This window comes from uncultured Limosilactobacillus sp. (assembly GCF_934202705.1).
In the GTDB taxonomy this organism is placed as follows: Bacteria; Bacillota; Bacilli; order Lactobacillales; family Lactobacillaceae; genus Limosilactobacillus.
Map to the genome: position 1 here is coordinate 100,720 of NZ_CAKPYE010000004.1, position 14,591 is coordinate 115,310.

The 14,591-nt window shown below is 39.7% G+C and carries 17 protein-coding genes; 13 read left to right on the forward strand and 4 right to left on the reverse strand.

The window, feature by feature from the left end; translation table 11 throughout:
- The first annotated feature begins 34 nt into the window (after positions 1–34).
- From Q0C76_RS03590 to Q0C76_RS03650, 13 genes are all read left to right on the forward strand, one after another.
- A complete protein-coding gene (locus Q0C76_RS03590; protein ID WP_295729794.1) occupies positions 35–973 on the forward strand; it encodes a F0F1 ATP synthase subunit gamma in 939 nt (312 codons plus the stop codon).
- Positions 974–994: 21 nt separating this feature from the next.
- Positions 995–2,416: a F0F1 ATP synthase subunit beta gene (atpD, locus tag Q0C76_RS03595; protein WP_295729797.1), complete on the forward strand. Its 1,422-nt coding sequence runs from the start codon at positions 995–997 to the stop codon at positions 2,414–2,416.
- Between the two features lie 11 nt (positions 2,417–2,427).
- Positions 2,428–2,853 (forward strand): F0F1 ATP synthase subunit epsilon, encoded by a 426-nt coding sequence (locus tag Q0C76_RS03600; RefSeq protein ID WP_295729799.1) that lies wholly within the window; start codon positions 2,428–2,430, stop codon positions 2,851–2,853.
- 172 nt (positions 2,854–3,025) lie between these two features.
- Positions 3,026–3,256 carry a DUF1146 domain-containing protein gene (locus tag Q0C76_RS03605; RefSeq protein WP_295729802.1) on the forward strand — a complete coding sequence of 77 codons (231 nt, stop codon included), beginning with the start codon at positions 3,026–3,028 and terminating at the stop codon, positions 3,254–3,256.
- 15 nt (positions 3,257–3,271) lie between these two features.
- Positions 3,272–4,516 (forward strand): hypothetical protein, encoded by a 1,245-nt coding sequence (locus tag Q0C76_RS03610; protein WP_295729804.1) that lies wholly within the window; start codon positions 3,272–3,274, stop codon positions 4,514–4,516.
- An 89-nt stretch (positions 4,517–4,605) separates the two neighbouring features.
- Positions 4,606–5,631, forward strand: coding sequence for a rod shape-determining protein (locus Q0C76_RS03615; protein WP_295729806.1), 1,026 nt, complete (start codon positions 4,606–4,608; stop codon positions 5,629–5,631).
- Positions 5,631–5,864 (forward strand): membrane protein insertion efficiency factor YidD, encoded by a 234-nt coding sequence (yidD, locus tag Q0C76_RS03620; RefSeq protein ID WP_295729808.1) that lies wholly within the window; start codon positions 5,631–5,633, stop codon positions 5,862–5,864. The genes Q0C76_RS03615 and yidD overlap by 1 nt, the downstream gene beginning before the upstream one ends.
- An 18-nt stretch (positions 5,865–5,882) precedes the next feature.
- Entirely contained in the window at positions 5,883–6,107 is a 225-nt protein-coding gene (locus tag Q0C76_RS03625) for a DUF2969 domain-containing protein (protein WP_295729810.1), read from the forward strand.
- 32 nt (positions 6,108–6,139) lie between these two features.
- Complete coding sequence (locus Q0C76_RS03630; RefSeq protein WP_295729813.1) at positions 6,140–7,336, forward strand: FtsW/RodA/SpoVE family cell cycle protein; 1,197 nt, start codon at positions 6,140–6,142, stop codon at positions 7,334–7,336.
- An 8-nt stretch (positions 7,337–7,344) separates the two neighbouring features.
- The gene (locus Q0C76_RS03635) at positions 7,345–7,635 is read left to right on the forward strand and encodes a hypothetical protein (RefSeq protein WP_295729816.1); all 291 of its coding nucleotides are present in this window, start codon (positions 7,345–7,347) and stop codon (positions 7,633–7,635) included.
- Between the two features lie 63 nt (positions 7,636–7,698).
- A complete protein-coding gene (locus Q0C76_RS03640; protein WP_295729819.1) occupies positions 7,699–8,655 on the forward strand; it encodes a DUF2785 domain-containing protein in 957 nt (318 codons plus the stop codon).
- Between the two features lie 106 nt (positions 8,656–8,761).
- Entirely contained in the window at positions 8,762–9,895 is a 1,134-nt protein-coding gene (locus tag Q0C76_RS03645) for a D-alanine--D-alanine ligase family protein (RefSeq protein WP_295729822.1), read from the forward strand.
- Positions 9,896–10,184: 289 nt separating this feature from the next.
- On the forward strand, positions 10,185–11,006 hold the full coding sequence (locus tag Q0C76_RS03650) for a helix-turn-helix domain-containing protein (RefSeq protein WP_295729825.1): 822 nt from the start codon (positions 10,185–10,187) through the stop codon (positions 11,004–11,006).
- A gap of 73 nt (positions 11,007–11,079) precedes the next feature.
- Here Q0C76_RS03650 and Q0C76_RS03655 read toward each other — a convergent pair whose 3' ends face one another.
- From Q0C76_RS03655 to rpsD, 4 genes are all read right to left on the reverse strand, one after another.
- Positions 11,080–11,562 (reverse strand): universal stress protein, encoded by a 483-nt coding sequence (locus Q0C76_RS03655; RefSeq protein WP_295729828.1) that lies wholly within the window; start codon positions 11,560–11,562, stop codon positions 11,080–11,082.
- A gap of 355 nt (positions 11,563–11,917) precedes the next feature.
- Entirely contained in the window at positions 11,918–13,174 is a 1,257-nt protein-coding gene (locus Q0C76_RS03660) for a replication-associated recombination protein A (RefSeq protein WP_295729999.1), read from the reverse strand.
- Between the two features lie 37 nt (positions 13,175–13,211).
- Positions 13,212–13,673 (reverse strand): YueI family protein, encoded by a 462-nt coding sequence (locus tag Q0C76_RS03665; RefSeq protein ID WP_295729830.1) that lies wholly within the window; start codon positions 13,671–13,673, stop codon positions 13,212–13,214.
- An 86-nt stretch (positions 13,674–13,759) separates the two neighbouring features.
- Entirely contained in the window at positions 13,760–14,368 is a 609-nt protein-coding gene (rpsD, locus tag Q0C76_RS03670) for a 30S ribosomal protein S4 (RefSeq protein ID WP_295729832.1), read from the reverse strand.
- Positions 14,369–14,591: the final 223 nt, after the last annotated feature.

Genomic DNA, 14,591 nt, shown 5'->3' on the forward strand with positions numbered 1-14,591 from the left:
ATACTGACGTTTGAAGAAAGGATGGTGAGATTTAGTGCCAGCATCATTAGCTGCAGTTAAACGTCGTTTAGATTCGACACGGAGTACCCGACAAATCACGACGGCAATGCAGATGGTTTCTACGGCAAAGTTGAACCAAGTTCAAAACCATACCAAAACCTATCAAGTATACGCTGATGAGGTAAAGGCAATTTTGGCAAGCCTGGTTAAATCTCATATTGCCACTCTAAAAAACAAGGAAAATGCTGAAAAATTAGGAGCTGATATTGGTTCCTTATTTGATGAGCGCCCCGTAAAAAAGGTCGGTATTTTAGTAATTACGTCGGATCGAGGATTGGTTGGTAGTTACAATAGTAATATTATTAAATCGACATTAGATACGATGAAAAAGAATGGCCTCACCAAGGACAATACCGTATTTTTAACCGTTGGAAAAACTGGTACGGAATTTTTCAAAAAACGCGGGATGAATGTTGTCTTTGAGTATACGGGTGTTAGTGACGTGCCTACTTATCGTGAAGTTGAAGGAATTGTAAAGAAAGCGGTTCAATTATTTGAGGACCATGTTTATGATCAACTCTATATTTCATATAGTCACTTTGTAAACCGGATGGTTTCTCATGAGCGGACGGAGCTGTTTTTACCAATTTCACAAAAGTCATTGGAAGAGCATGAAGATGCACGGGTAAAGGAGAAGGTCACTTCCGATATTGAAGCAGAGTATGATCTTGAACCAGGGCTCCTCCAGATGATCAGTTTATTGGTACCACAATATGCCAATAGCCTGGTATATGGAGCCATCTTAGATGCAAAAACTTCAGAACACGCTTCTAGTGCGAATGCAATGAAGTCCGCTTCAGATAACGCTGATGATATTATTGCAACCCTTCAGTTGCAATATAATCGAGCACGTCAAGCTGCTATTACTACCGAAATTACTGAAATTACCGGTGGGATGACGGCACAAGAATAATTCGTAAATGGGAGGAAATACATGAGTACTACTGGTAAAGTTGTCCAAGTTATTGGACCAGTTGTCGATGTTGAATTTCCTGCAGACGAAAAGCTCCCTGAGATTAACACTGCTTTAAAGATTCAAGAAGCTGACGATCAAACCTTAACGGTCGAAGTCGCTCTTGAATTAGGTGACGGTGTCGTTCGGACAATTGCCATGGACGGAACCGACGGATTAAAGCGTGGAATGGACGTTGAGAATACTGGTGCTTCAATTAGTGTGCCAGTTGGCGACGATACTCTCGGACGGGTGTTTAACGTCTTAGGTGAACCAATCGATGGTGGTCCAGAATTTGGATCAGACGCTCAACGGATGCCAATTCACCGCGATGCACCGAAATATGACGATCTTAATAATGAAACTGAAATTCTAGAAACTGGGATTAAGGTTATTGATTTGTTAGCTCCTTATGTTCGTGGGGGCAAGATTGGATTGTTCGGTGGTGCCGGTGTTGGAAAGACTGTGTTGATTCAGGAACTGATCCATAATATCGCCCAAGGTCATAACGGGATTTCTGTTTTTACCGGGGTTGGTGAACGTAGTCGTGAAGGTAACGACATGTACTACGAAATGAAAGGTTCTGGTGTTCTGGACAAGACGGCCATGGTTTATGGACAAATGAATGAACCACCTGGTGCCCGGATGCGGGTTGCCTTAACTGGATTGACAATCGCTGAATATTTCCGTGATGTCAAAGGACAAGATGTTCTATTATTTATTGATAACATTTTCCGATTTACTCAGGCTGGATCAGAAGTATCTGCCTTACTAGGACGGATTCCTTCAGCCGTTGGTTATCAACCAACGTTAGCAACGGAAATGGGTCAACTACAAGAACGGATTACGTCTACCAAACAAGGTTCGATTACTTCAATCCAAGCGGTTTACGTGCCGGCCGATGACTATACCGACCCTGCACCAGCAACAACGTTTGCTCACTTGGATGCTACGACAAACTTGGAACGGCGGTTGACGCAAATTGGAATTTACCCAGCGGTGGATCCATTAGCTTCCACATCAACAGCCTTAACTCCGGAAATTGTCGGTCAGGAACACTATGAAGTTGCAACTGAAGTGCAACACGTTTTGCAACGTTATCGTGAACTTCAAGATATTATCTCAATTCTCGGGATGGATGAATTGTCTGATGAAGAAAAGACAATCGTTGCACGTGCACGGCGGATTCAAAACTTCTTGTCACAAAGCTTTAGTGTTGCTGAACAATTTACGGGAACTCCAGGAGCGTATGTACCATTGAAGGAAACCGTGAAGGACTTCAAGGAAATTCTTGAAGGTAAATATGATGATCTTCCAGAAGAAGCTTTCCGGTTGGTTGGTAATATTGATGATGTCAAGGCTAAAGCAAAGAAGATGCAAGCAGATTCAGCAGTTAAAGACTAGGAGGGATGATCATGGCTGATGCAACTTTTCACGTTAGCATTATCACTCCAGACTGTACGGTTTATAACGATGACAGTACAATGTTAATCGTCACGACCCAAAACGGTGAATTAGGATTGATGGCAGACCACCTTCCGCTAATCGCTTCCTTAGCGATTGGTGAGTTAACTGTTAAGCATGCTGATACCGGCGATCATGACACTTTTGTGGCGGTTAACGGTGGCTATGTCAAGTTTGATGGTCACAACGCAGAGGTGATTGCTGATAGCGCTGAATTACAACAGGACATTGATGTTCATCGGGCTGAAAAAGCTAAAGCTCGAGCCGAGAAATCAATTCAGCATGCCCGTGATGTGAATGACCCAGATGAATTATCACGTGGTCAGGTTCACCTAGCGCGCGCCATGAATCGGTTGCGAGTATCGAATGAAAACTAATCATGATTAGTATTAAGCGATAGTCTTAAGAAAGTATTAACGAGAGTAGGATTTGTAAATGCAAGTTCTACTCTTTTTTATTTCGCGATTTTTAATATAAAATTAAGCTTTGTTTAGCTGGATCGGCATTCACTATGAATATGGTAAGATAATTTAATTGAGGAGGCGCCAAATGCAGTACAATGGCATGCAGTCAGTATTAACATTAATTTTACAGTTAACATTTACGATTATTGCTTTTCGTGCAATTCAGTCGTTTCACTTAGATACTTTTTTTCGTCATCCACCGCAGGGATTACCAGCATTAATTGTTTTAATTTCTACTACAATTGGATATGCGAGTGGCTCTTTCTTTGCAGAATTCTTTATAGTTTTGCACGGACTACTGAACATGGTACGGTGATTAAGGAGGAATTTGATGACAAAATTAATGGTACGCGGCCATCAACCGTTGAGTGGTGAGGTTGAATTAAGCGGGGACCAGCAGACGATTATGGCGATTCAAGCTGCTAGTTTACTTTCAACTCATGGCACGGTAATTATTGATAATGTACCAGCGACCGCTAATGTTGTAGCAATGAATCGATTCCTCCAATCACTGAATGTTGTGATTGAATTTGACCGCCATCGTCAGGTTTTAAAAATGGATACAACTCGTCATATTGAATCGGTTAAGATCAGTGGACAGGAAATGTTAGCAGCTGGATCCATTTTGGCGCGTACTGGTCAAGTTCAATTAGTAGATAACGGACTAAATTCAGAATATCGGAAGAATATGATCCGAATCGGGGAATTGTTTGCTAGGATGGGTGCCAACATCAAAACGACTCCAGAAATGGTCAACATTACGGCGGATCATTTAGTTGGTAAAAAGATTGATTTGCAAGGTGATACCTTAACCACGACTTTAACAATAATGATGGCGGCAACAATGGCGCAAGGCATTACGGTTTTGAATCATCCTTATAGTAGTCCGGCAGTGATTGAATTAGCTAGAATACTGAACAAAATGGGAGCACGTGTTCATGGTGCTGGCACCAGTACGATACGGATTCAAGGGGTAACCTTTTTACATTCAACGGATTATTATGCTTTGGATGATCAGGAAGAAGCAAGTGTTTATCTTATCATTGGCGCTTTAACTGCTGGTGATATTTTGATCCACGGAGCACGTAAGGTTCATTTACGTCAATTGATCACTCAGCTAGAACAAATGGGCAATACAGTTATTGTGCAACGTAATGGGATCCGAATTATTGGTACCAAATTTCAATTGCCGGTAGATATGTCGAAGCATTTTTTTGTGCACAATGGTTTATATGCACAGATTGCGCTACTGGCTCTTCAAATGGTTACGCAGGGAACAACAAAAATCGCTGGTTTTTCAAAACGGCAACTGGAGATTCTTGGGTGTGCGGTGAACGATGATCAGAATCAATTAAATTTTCAAGATAATTGTTTAGCTATTCAGGGACCATTTAAGCATTATCCTGCTCTCGTGACGGCGAATTTACCAGTTACGGGTTTACTAGCTTTATTGAATGCGTTAGTAGCTGATCAAGTCACTACGATTAACCCGGCAGAAGTTGCAGGAGGAAGTTTTGTCCATTTGATTGATCGTCTTATTGAACTTGGCGCTAAGATGGAGTTAAATTTTGAATAAGTCCGGTCTAGGCACAGTTATCAATCAACATTGCTGGTAGGGTTGTGGTATAATATCAAACGATTTATTTATGATTAAAGGAGAAAACTATGGCAAAAGATATTGGAATTGATCTTGGTACAGCCAATGTTCTAATTTACGTTCAAGGAAAGGGAATTGTTCTGAATGAACCTTCGGTAGTGGCCATTGATACTAACACTAACAAAGTATTAGCTGTTGGTTCTGAAGCCTACCGAATGGTTGGTCGAACACCTAGTAATATTCGGGCGATTCGTCCATTAAAGAGTGGGGTGATTTCTGACTTTGATGTTACCCAAGAAATGCTGACTTACTTTATTGGCAAATTAAGTGTCAAAGGGGTAATGTCTAAACCCAATATTATGATTTGTGCGCCAACTAACATTACTGAAATTGAAAGAAAAGCCATTATTCAGGCTGCAGAACAATCTGGTGGCGGTAAGGTTTATTTAGAATATGAACCAAAGGTTGCAGCCATTGGTGCTGGCTTAGATATTTTTAAGCCAAGCGGTAATATGGTTATTGATATGGGTGGCGGAACCTGTGATATTGCGGTGTTGTCGTTGGGTGATATTGTTACCAGCCGGTCAATTCGAATGGCGGGTGATAAGCTGAATGCCGATATTGCCAATTACATTAAAGACCATCATGGACTGGTTATTGGTGAACATACTGCTGAACAAATTAAGATCAAGCTAGGGACTGCTCTTAAAGTGGATGCTCCCAAGAAGATGGATGTTCGTGGACGTGATGTCACTAGCGGAATGCCACGGCAAATTGAAACAGATGAAAATGAAATTGAAGAGGCATTGCATGATACGCTTCAGCAGATTGTGAAGGCGGCAATTTCTGTTTTGGAAACAGTTCCACCGGAATTAGCTAGTGATATTATTGATCGGGGAATTATGCTGACTGGAGGAACCTCTCTATTGAGCGGAATTGATCAACTCTTCAGTGATAACTTGAAGGTTCCGGTAGTGGTTTCTCAAGATCCGCTAGATAATGTGGCCAAGGGTGCTGGAGAAATGCTGGAACGAATGCAAAAAGACGCTAATAATAGTGGAGCCAAATCCAGCTGGTTCTCCAGAAAAAAGTAATGGCAAACTGGTTAATTGAAGTGGTGCGCTGGTATCAAAAAAGCATTTCTACTAAGCGGGCTTATCGAGTTTGTCGATTTGAGCCGACTTGTTCTGAATACATGATTCAGGCAATCCAACGTTTTGGTATCAAGGGCGTTTTATTAGGAATTGCTCGAATAATGCGTTGCCATCCGTTAGCGAAGGGTGGCATAGATCCCGTACCACTTCATTTTACTTTTAAACATAACTAATTAGGTAAAGGTGACAAAGTGGCTAAAAGAGAAAAAAATATTGAAGTGAACGTAAAAGATCTTGAGCGGAATCATCAGCCAATTCAACAAGTGTTTATTGGTAAACAACTGATTGGCGAAGTTGTAACCGAAGAGAGCCGTTTTAAAGCAATTTTATTTAGTGGTAATCAAGAATTTATCGTCCAATCACAAGAGGAAGGCTTGGAGACAATTCTACAGCAATACCACTTACATCAACGCTAATTATTAGCAAAGAGAAAGGAAGTTGACTCGACATGCAACGTTCGCAAAACGAAGACATTGAGTCGCGGATCGACTGGGGAATTATCTTTTGTGTATTGCTATTAGCGTTGATTGGATTAGCCTCGATTTATGTTGCTGGGACTCATGACCGTCAACAGGTGAGTGTAGTACGCCAAGTGGTAACTCAACTAGCATGGTATGTTATTGGGACGATCTTAGTGGTCGTTATTATGCAGTTTGATTCCGAACAACTGTGGAAGATAGCGCCAGTGGCATACTGGATTGGAATTTTCTTGATGTATGCCATTTTGGTTTTTTATAGTCGATCGTATTATGCCAGTACTGGTGCCAAAAGCTGGTTTGCGGTTGGACCATTTACATTTCAACCTTCGGAAATTATGAAACCGGCTTATATTCTTATGATGGGACGGGTAATCACGACTCATAATAGCGAGTATGTAATTCACACAGTGAAAAATGACTGGCAATTAATTGGTACGATGGTGCTTTGGTTATTGCCAGTACTGATTTCATTGAAGTTGCAAAATGACTTTGGGACTGCATTAGTGTTCTGTGCCATTTTTGCTGGGATGATTTTAGTATCAGGAGTGACTTGGAAAATTATCGCTCCGGTGGCAGCTGGTGCTGTTGTAATTGGTGGATCAGTTTTACTAATGGTTACCAGTTCAGTAGGGCGAAGAATTTTGGAACATGTTGGCTTTCAAGCATATCAATTTGATCGAGTTGATACGTGGCTAAACCCTGCTAAGGACACAACAAATCAGGGGTATCAATTATGGCAAAGTATTAAAGCGGTTGGTTCCGGTGGAATTATGGGAACTGGCTTTAATAATTCTCACGTTTATGTTCCAGTTCGCGAATCTGATATGATTTTTTCAGTAATTGGTGAAAATTTTGGCTTCTTAGGCAGTATTTTATTGATTTTACTATACTTATTACTAATCTATTTAATGATTCGGGTGACTTTTGATACTAAAAATGAATTTTATGCCTACGTTTCAACGGGAGTCATTATGATGATTCTTTTCCACGTCTTTGAAAATATTGGGATGAATATTGGCTTACTTCCGTTAACGGGGATTCCATTACCATTTATTTCAGCAGGGGGATCTTCACTGATTGGAAACCTCATTGGGATTGGAATGATTATGTCGATGCGTTATCATCATCACTCATACATGTTTAGTAGTAATCAAGAATTTCACTAGGTGATTCGATGATTAAGTTTGAAAATCCTTGGTTGATTAAAGTTCAAGGAGAACAATTAGTTTTAAAGTTTACTCAACAAGCACTGGACGAATTAGGACAACTCATCTTTTTGGATCTTCCGAATACTGGAGCTCAGCTTGTTCAAGGAATGCCATGTATCGGTATTGAGGCTACCAATTGGATTGGAACGAGCAAAATCCCTTTGAGTGGTGAAGTTATCAGCGTGAATGATAAAGTTGCTGGCCTCAACAGTCGACTGTTAACCAGTCATGATTGGCTTTTAAAACTAAAAGATTAAGCGATGACAAGGTCTGAATCTGTGTAAGGTTTAGACCTTCTTGTTGTTATTAAGGTGGGACAAATGAAAAAAAAGGATATTGCAGAAATTCAAGCAAAAGTAGCAGCTTTGCATCAACAATTAATTAGTGGTGAGACATATTTAAATGTGATTCCACAGATTGATGAGTTAATCGATCGTGCCAAGCGTGTAGGACGTACTCCGGTTAACATTACTGAGCCGCAATCTCATGACCAGCAAATTATGGCAGATTTTGTTGGCGAGGTTCAAGATGGACATCATCCTCAAGTTAATGATGAATTGTTGAATGTGATTTTTAAATTTGCTGGAACTAAGTTAATAACTTTTCGACGGCTGATGTTAGTTGCAGTCGAAACTGCGCTTGAGAATAACTTAATTACAACTGAGCAGTTGCAAAGGCTTTTTCATCATTTTAGTCAGCCGACAGTTTTATTAGACCACATTGACGAGCCAACCAATCAAGCAGCATTTGGGCGTTCCATTGCGATTAATATCTTACGGTTAATTTTAATTGCGGATCGTTCTGGTTATTTCTTTTTAACTCAAGACGAAATTACTGATTTTTTAAATATTGTGGGAGTTTTACCTCTATTGGAACGCGATACCCGTGGATTTGTCGGTGGTGTTGGTTGGGTACATATGTTTACTGGGATGGCCAACCTTAATCACGAACTAGCTGAACATGATGAGTTAGTGCGAGGCGACAAAATTTTTTTAATGGCGACTTTGGTAGAGGGCTATAAGAAAACTCGCACTTCATTTTCAATGGGGGAGAATGAAGATATTGCGACCTTTCTTTTGAAATTATTCAAACAACATCAGTTATATCAAGACTTTTTTATTTACCAACTCCAGCTGTGGCGGAAAGAGTTGAATAATTTTAACCCATATTCGAAAGAACAATGGATTAAGCTATTTAATTTTCGTCGGCTTATGCAGAGCTTAATAATGGAAGGCGATTTGCCAGAAAAAGTGATGAAGGCAATTGTTAACGATTAATTATGACTGATGATGTCCAATCAATTATTAGTATGGTATACTTAAAATTCAGGAAAATGTACACTGATACTCGGTTAAAATAAACAATATAATAGGTGGTATTTTTATGACGGTAAAAAAGTTGAATATTGCGCTCCTGTTTGGTGGCAATTCATCTGAGCACGATGTCTCAAAACGTTCGGCTCATAACATTTACGATGGCATGGATAAAAATAAATACAATGTGAAAGTCTTTATGTTTACCAAGGATGGTATTTTATTAGACAATGAAGCCTCACAAAGGATTTTTAATGGAGAACCTGAAGATCAGGTTGTGAAAGAAGCATATGCTCAAATGGATTTGGAATCACCACTGGCTCCATTAGAGGCTTTACGGCATGCCGGACCGATTGATTTCTTCTTCCCGGTAATCCATGGTAATTTAGGAGAGGACGGAACTGTCCAAGGGCTTTTTCGGCTCCTGAAAAAACCGTATGTTGGATCTGGGATTACAGCAAGTGCATTATCCTTTGACAAGGACTATACAAAGCGCATCTTAGATTTAGCAGGAGTTCGCAACACCCCTTACGTGTTAGTAACACCAGAAAATCGTGGTCAATATACTTGGCAAGCAATTGTCAATGAATTAGGTGCGACGGTATTTGTAAAGCCTGCAAAGCAAGGATCATCAGTTGGTATTCACAAGGTTACCAGCGAAAAAGAATATGCGGCTGCTTTGGATGATGCGTTTACTTATGATTATAAAGTGCTGGTTGAGCAAGCCATCAATAATCCACGCGAAGTTGAGATTTCAATTTTAGGGAATGAAAAACCAATTGCGTCAAAGCTTGGTGGAGTAAGGGTTCCTAAAGGTGATGCTTTTTATGATTATGAAAATAAGTTTGTTGACGCTTCAGGCGTAGTTTTTGATCTCCCGGTAATCCTTCCAGATAAGTTAACCCATGAAATTACAGAAATGGCATTAAAGGCTTACAAAGCTCTTGATATGAAGGGCTTGGCAAGAATAGATTTCTTGGTTGATGAAAATGATGTGCCATATCTTGGTGAACCTAATACCTTACCTGGGTTTACTAATATTAGTTTATATCCGCAAATGTGGAGTGTTTCTGGAATTGATTACTCATCATTAATTGATAAGCTCATTGAATTAGGAATTCAAGAATTTAATCGCCGATCTAAGATCAAGTATTCTTTTAAAGAGCTGGGCGAGGAACATGTTGGTAAAAAAGAGTACCATTAGATTTGGATTAGAAAGTCAATTAATATAATTTAATATTGAAATAAACTACGGTTAGCTTTGGTATAATTGTAGTTTTGTTTATTCTAGAGATAACATTAAAATTTAATACTTGATAAATAAATGTAACATTAATTTGTTGTCAATCATTATTAACATTTACTAAGAATAAGTATAAAATTAGTAAGAGTGAGATTATCAATGATTTATTCAAAGAGGAAAATGGAAACTATTTAAAGAATTTGATTATCAAAGGATAATGTTAAAACTATAATATTTAGAGGGAGATCGCATGAAGTTAAATGGAGAGAAGTTACGTAATATTCGAAGAAAGCGTGGACTATCGCAAACAGCGCTATCTGTAGGGATCTGCACTCAAGCTACCATTAGTTTAATGGAAAAACAGAATCGGATTCCGAAGATGAATATTTTAACAGCCATTTGTGGACGACTGGATATTGATGTGAGTGAGATTATTGAAGATGATAATAACTCATTAGCGATGATGTTTGATCAAATTGAAGGTATGATTGTTCATGAGAACTTTCCAGAAGCAAAGAAATTACTTGCGAAGATTAAGGTAAAGAATCTGGAGAATGAGTTTGATAAGCAACGGTACTATTACTTAGTTGGTATGTATCAGGTGAAAACAGATCAAATTGACGATGCGATTTTTAATTTTGAATTGATTTTAACCCAATTCTCCACAATGAGCGCAAACATTTACTGGGCGTTAACGACTGTTGGCATGGCGATGGCTTATGAGAAATTGAACAACCAGGCACGCGCACTGAAATTTGTTCAAAGAGCGGTTAGCTTGATTGATGAAAAACAAATGACTGGTGGTCAACGGCAGTGGCAAGTTATTTATCGCAACATTGCTGAACTTTATATTAGTTTAAAACAATGGAAAGATGCTATTGTAATGGCACAGCGAGGGATTAAGATTTGTCGAGAAAATGAGTCATTTTTCTTGTTAGATAATTATTATTATTTGATTGCCAAAGCTCAAATCGTTGGTGGCCAACGACAAGCTGCAAAAGATTCAATGACTATTGCACGGAATGTGGCAATTGCTGCTGATGATCAAGAGTTAGTGAAGAAGATTGGGTAACTGGATAGAAAAAAGAGGATAGCAAAGTTATTATCAACTTTGCTATCCTCTTTCAATTATGGGAATAACGAATTTACTTCTTAGGAACTGAAACAGGTTTGTTATCCAGATCAGTCCGGATAACCATGACATCACAAACGGCAGTCCTGGTGACGAATTCAGTAACTGAACCAATTAAAATTCGTTCAACCGCGTTAAGACCAGTCGCACCAATCATAATGAGGTCGGCATTCAGCTTTTGTGGAACATCACGGGCAATAATAGTTTTAGGTGCACCGTATTCAATTGTGTAACTAACTTTGGCAACTCCTTGTTTCTTTGCATAATCAACGTATTCGTCGAGGGTTTTCTTAGCAGTCTTAGTGACTTGTTCAACCATTGAACTATCAAAACTAGAAATATTTTGGAAAGCTCGAGTATCAATAACGTGGAGTAAATGAAGCTCAGTATCGTTACCGTTACGTTTAGCAACCGCAACGGATTTTTTGAAAGCTAATTCTGCTTCTTCAGATCCATCAACCGGAACTAAAATTCGCCGATATTGTTGTACAACCATGATAACAACCTCCTGTACATTTGTTACCATTATTTTACACCATATTTGTAATATACGTAAAGAAACGCTGAGGGAAGTTAATAAAAAAGGTAGCCGAAAATGTAATTTTCAGCTACCTTTTTTATGTACGGAGGTCTCCGTTTATGCCGTTATCTGTTCGACAGTGTTGACCTGTAGTTAAGACAGGTGGGATCTGGTGCACAATTTTCAACTACCGAATGAAAGGGCATGTTGGCCATTGTGTTAACGCTGATCCCGATACAAAATGGTTGTAAGGCAAACCTGTGAAATGAACAAAGCGTACACAATAGATTCCTCTTAACTAAAGAGTAGCATAATATGAAACGATGTGCAATTAAGCTTGTTTCCCTTGCGCTTTTCGCAACCTTTGATACTGTTTAGCATAGGCTGATTCAAAGCGCCCGTTTTGTTTGGGATGATAATACTGGTCATTTTTAATTGCGGAAGGTAAGTATTGCTGTTGTACCCAATCTTCTGGATAGTTATGGGGATACTTGTAGTCATTGCCATGACCAAGTTTTTTGGCACCCTGATAATGCGCATCTTTAAGATGATTAGGGATACTGCCATAGTGCCCCTGATGAAGGCGGGTTAATGCCGCATCGATGGCAGTAATGGCGGAGTTGGATTTTGGTGATAGACAAAGTTCAATGACAGCATTGGCAAGCGGAATTCGCCCCTCAGGGAAACCTAAGCGTTCCGCAGCTTGGATTGCTAAGATTGTCCGTTCACACGCAGGTGGATTGGCTAGACCAACGTCCTCATATGCAATCACACTCAGTCGACGAGCAATACTTGGTAAGTCACCTGATTCAACCAGCCGTGCAAGATAATGCAATGCGGCGTCAACGTCACTGCCACGGATGGATTTTTGAAAAGCGGAAACTGTATCGTAGTGACCATCACCGTTTTTATCAGCCAGCAAACTACGTTTTTGGACACTTTCCTCAATAATAGGCAGTGTTATGTGAATTTCGCCATTAGTATTTAATGCTGTTGACTTTGCTGCCAGTTCCAAACCATTTAATGCACTTCGCAAATCACCATTAGTAGCATTCAATAATTGAGTTTCAGCATCTGGATCTAATTTAATCGGGAGCTTGCCTAGGCCACGTTTGGAATCTTTCAGTGCTCGTTCAACTGCCACGCGCATTTCGTCGGTTGTCAGTGGATGAACTTCAAAAATTTGTGTTCGGCTCCGGATGGCTGGATTAATGTTAATATATGGATTTTCGGTTGTTGCCCCAATGAGAATGATCCGCCCGTTTTCTAAGTGAGGTAGGAGAAAATCTTGCTTGGCTTTATCTAAACGGTGAATTTCGTCTAATAGAAGAATGACGGTACCACTCATTTTAGCTTCTTCCGCAACAACTTGAAGATCTTTTTTAGAATCAGTTGCGGCATTTAATTTACGGAAAGCGTATTTGGTTGAACCAGCAATTGCGCTAGCAATGCTAGTTTTACCGGTACCAGGAGGCCCATATAGGATCATTGAAGAAAGCATTTTGGCTTGAACCATTCGCCAAATGATTTTTCCCGGACCAACCAAGTGCTGTTGTCCAACAATTTCTTCAATTGTTCGTGGACGCATTCGATATGCTAATGGTTCCACTAGATTTCCTCCTTTTTTAAAAGTGAAATAATTTTCTGAAAAACGATTGCTGCGGTTTCTGGTGATTAGGCTGTTCAATCTTGAGATTATCATATTTTTGGGCGACATCTACGGGTGTTTGATAAACTGCCCGATGATCTGTAACAATGACTGCCAATGCATTATCATCAGTCTTAATGTCAGTACCAGTTTTGACTGTAAATTGGACATTTGCAGAACTGGCAACGGTTAGATAATTACGGGTCAATGAGTCATCCAAATTACCGTTAATGATCACTAAACTATCCGGATGAAGTGATAATTCCTTTTGGAGTGCTGTCGACCAGTCATGTTGTTTGGCTTCAACAACACTAATTGTTAACCAAACCCGTTCACGAAAGGTGCCTAGATAATGACGTTGTTCATCTGGCTTGATTTTAGGAGAACCATAAATACCATTTTGAATTCGCTGTTTCATATCTGATTGATCTGCATTCATGTGATTGTTACTCCTTTTAATTAAAACTATTGTAACAAAAAAGATCGAGAAGAAATCCCGATCTTTTTGATATGGATATATGACGATTAAAGCTTGTTGTAGAATTCAACGATTAGAGCTTCATCAATATCAGCGTTCATATCTTCACGTGCTGGAAGACGAACAAGCTTTCCTTCAAGCTTATCAGCATCGAACTCAACATATGAAGGACGTGCAACCACAGCTTCAACCGCGTTCTTGATAATGTCTAAATCTTTGGACTTTTCACGAACGCCGATTACTTGGTCAACGGATACTTCATATGAAGGAATGTCAACTCGCTTGCCATCAACGGTAATATGACCGTGGTTAACTAATTGACGTGCTTGACGACGAGTAGTAGCTAACCCTAAACGGTAAACCATGTTATCCAAACGACGTTCCAAGAGGACCATGAAGTTAGTACCGTGAGTACCTTCATTGATCTTACCAGCGCGTTTGAAAAGGTTCCGGAATTGACGTTCAGTCAAACCGTACATGAAACGTAACTTTTGCTTTTCACGAAGCTGCGTACCATATTCAGAAAGGCTACCCCGACGATCATTACCATGGTCACCAGGAGCGTATGGACGACGTGCTAATTCCTTACCAGTACCTGAAAGTGAAACACCAAGACGACGAGATAAACGCCAACTTGGACCTGTATAACGTGACATAAAAAATTCCTCCAATATTTATAGTTGGAGTAAAATAATCCGATTGTAAGGTCACATTCGTGCATAGTGATTGGATCGTTCACCCTCGCAGCCGGGTTACTAGAAACACCATTTTGGCATCACTATGTTGACGAGCTTGCTCCTTACTGCTGCATTATTTTACACAACGAATATCATACTATATTGAAGTTGAAGTCGTCAATGGAAACTTGGCAAAGACGGC

Bases quoted from the DNA above. Each gene is read 5' to 3' on its own strand.
- atpD (WP_295729797.1), top strand. From the start codon at position 995: ATGAGTACTACTGGTAAAGTTGTCCAAGTTATTGGACCAGTTGTCGAT.
- Q0C76_RS03600 (WP_295729799.1), top strand. From the start codon at position 2,428: ATGGCTGATGCAACTTTTCACGTTAGCATTATCACTCCAGACTGTACG.
- Q0C76_RS03605 (WP_295729802.1), top strand. From the start codon at position 3,026: ATGCAGTACAATGGCATGCAGTCAGTATTAACATTAATTTTACAGTTA.
- Q0C76_RS03610 (WP_295729804.1), top strand. From the start codon at position 3,272: ATGACAAAATTAATGGTACGCGGCCATCAACCGTTGAGTGGTGAGGTT.
- Q0C76_RS03615 (WP_295729806.1), top strand. From the start codon at position 4,606: ATGGCAAAAGATATTGGAATTGATCTTGGTACAGCCAATGTTCTAATT.
- yidD (WP_295729808.1), top strand. From the start codon at position 5,631: ATGGCAAACTGGTTAATTGAAGTGGTGCGCTGGTATCAAAAAAGCATT.
- Q0C76_RS03630 (WP_295729813.1), top strand. From the start codon at position 6,140: ATGCAACGTTCGCAAAACGAAGACATTGAGTCGCGGATCGACTGGGGA.
- Q0C76_RS03635 (WP_295729816.1), top strand. From the start codon at position 7,345: ATGATTAAGTTTGAAAATCCTTGGTTGATTAAAGTTCAAGGAGAACAA.
- Q0C76_RS03640 (WP_295729819.1), top strand. From the start codon at position 7,699: ATGAAAAAAAAGGATATTGCAGAAATTCAAGCAAAAGTAGCAGCTTTG.
- Q0C76_RS03645 (WP_295729822.1), top strand. From the start codon at position 8,762: ATGACGGTAAAAAAGTTGAATATTGCGCTCCTGTTTGGTGGCAATTCA.
- Q0C76_RS03650 (WP_295729825.1), top strand. From the start codon at position 10,185: ATGAAGTTAAATGGAGAGAAGTTACGTAATATTCGAAGAAAGCGTGGA.
- Q0C76_RS03655 (WP_295729828.1), bottom strand. From the start codon at position 11,562: ATGGTTGTACAACAATATCGGCGAATTTTAGTTCCGGTTGATGGATCT.
- Q0C76_RS03660 (WP_295729999.1), bottom strand. From the start codon at position 13,174: ATGCGTCCACGAACAATTGAAGAAATTGTTGGACAACAGCACTTGGTT.
- Q0C76_RS03665 (WP_295729830.1), bottom strand. From the start codon at position 13,673: ATGAATGCAGATCAATCAGATATGAAACAGCGAATTCAAAATGGTATT.
- rpsD (WP_295729832.1), bottom strand. From the start codon at position 14,368: ATGTCACGTTATACAGGTCCAAGTTGGCGTTTATCTCGTCGTCTTGGT.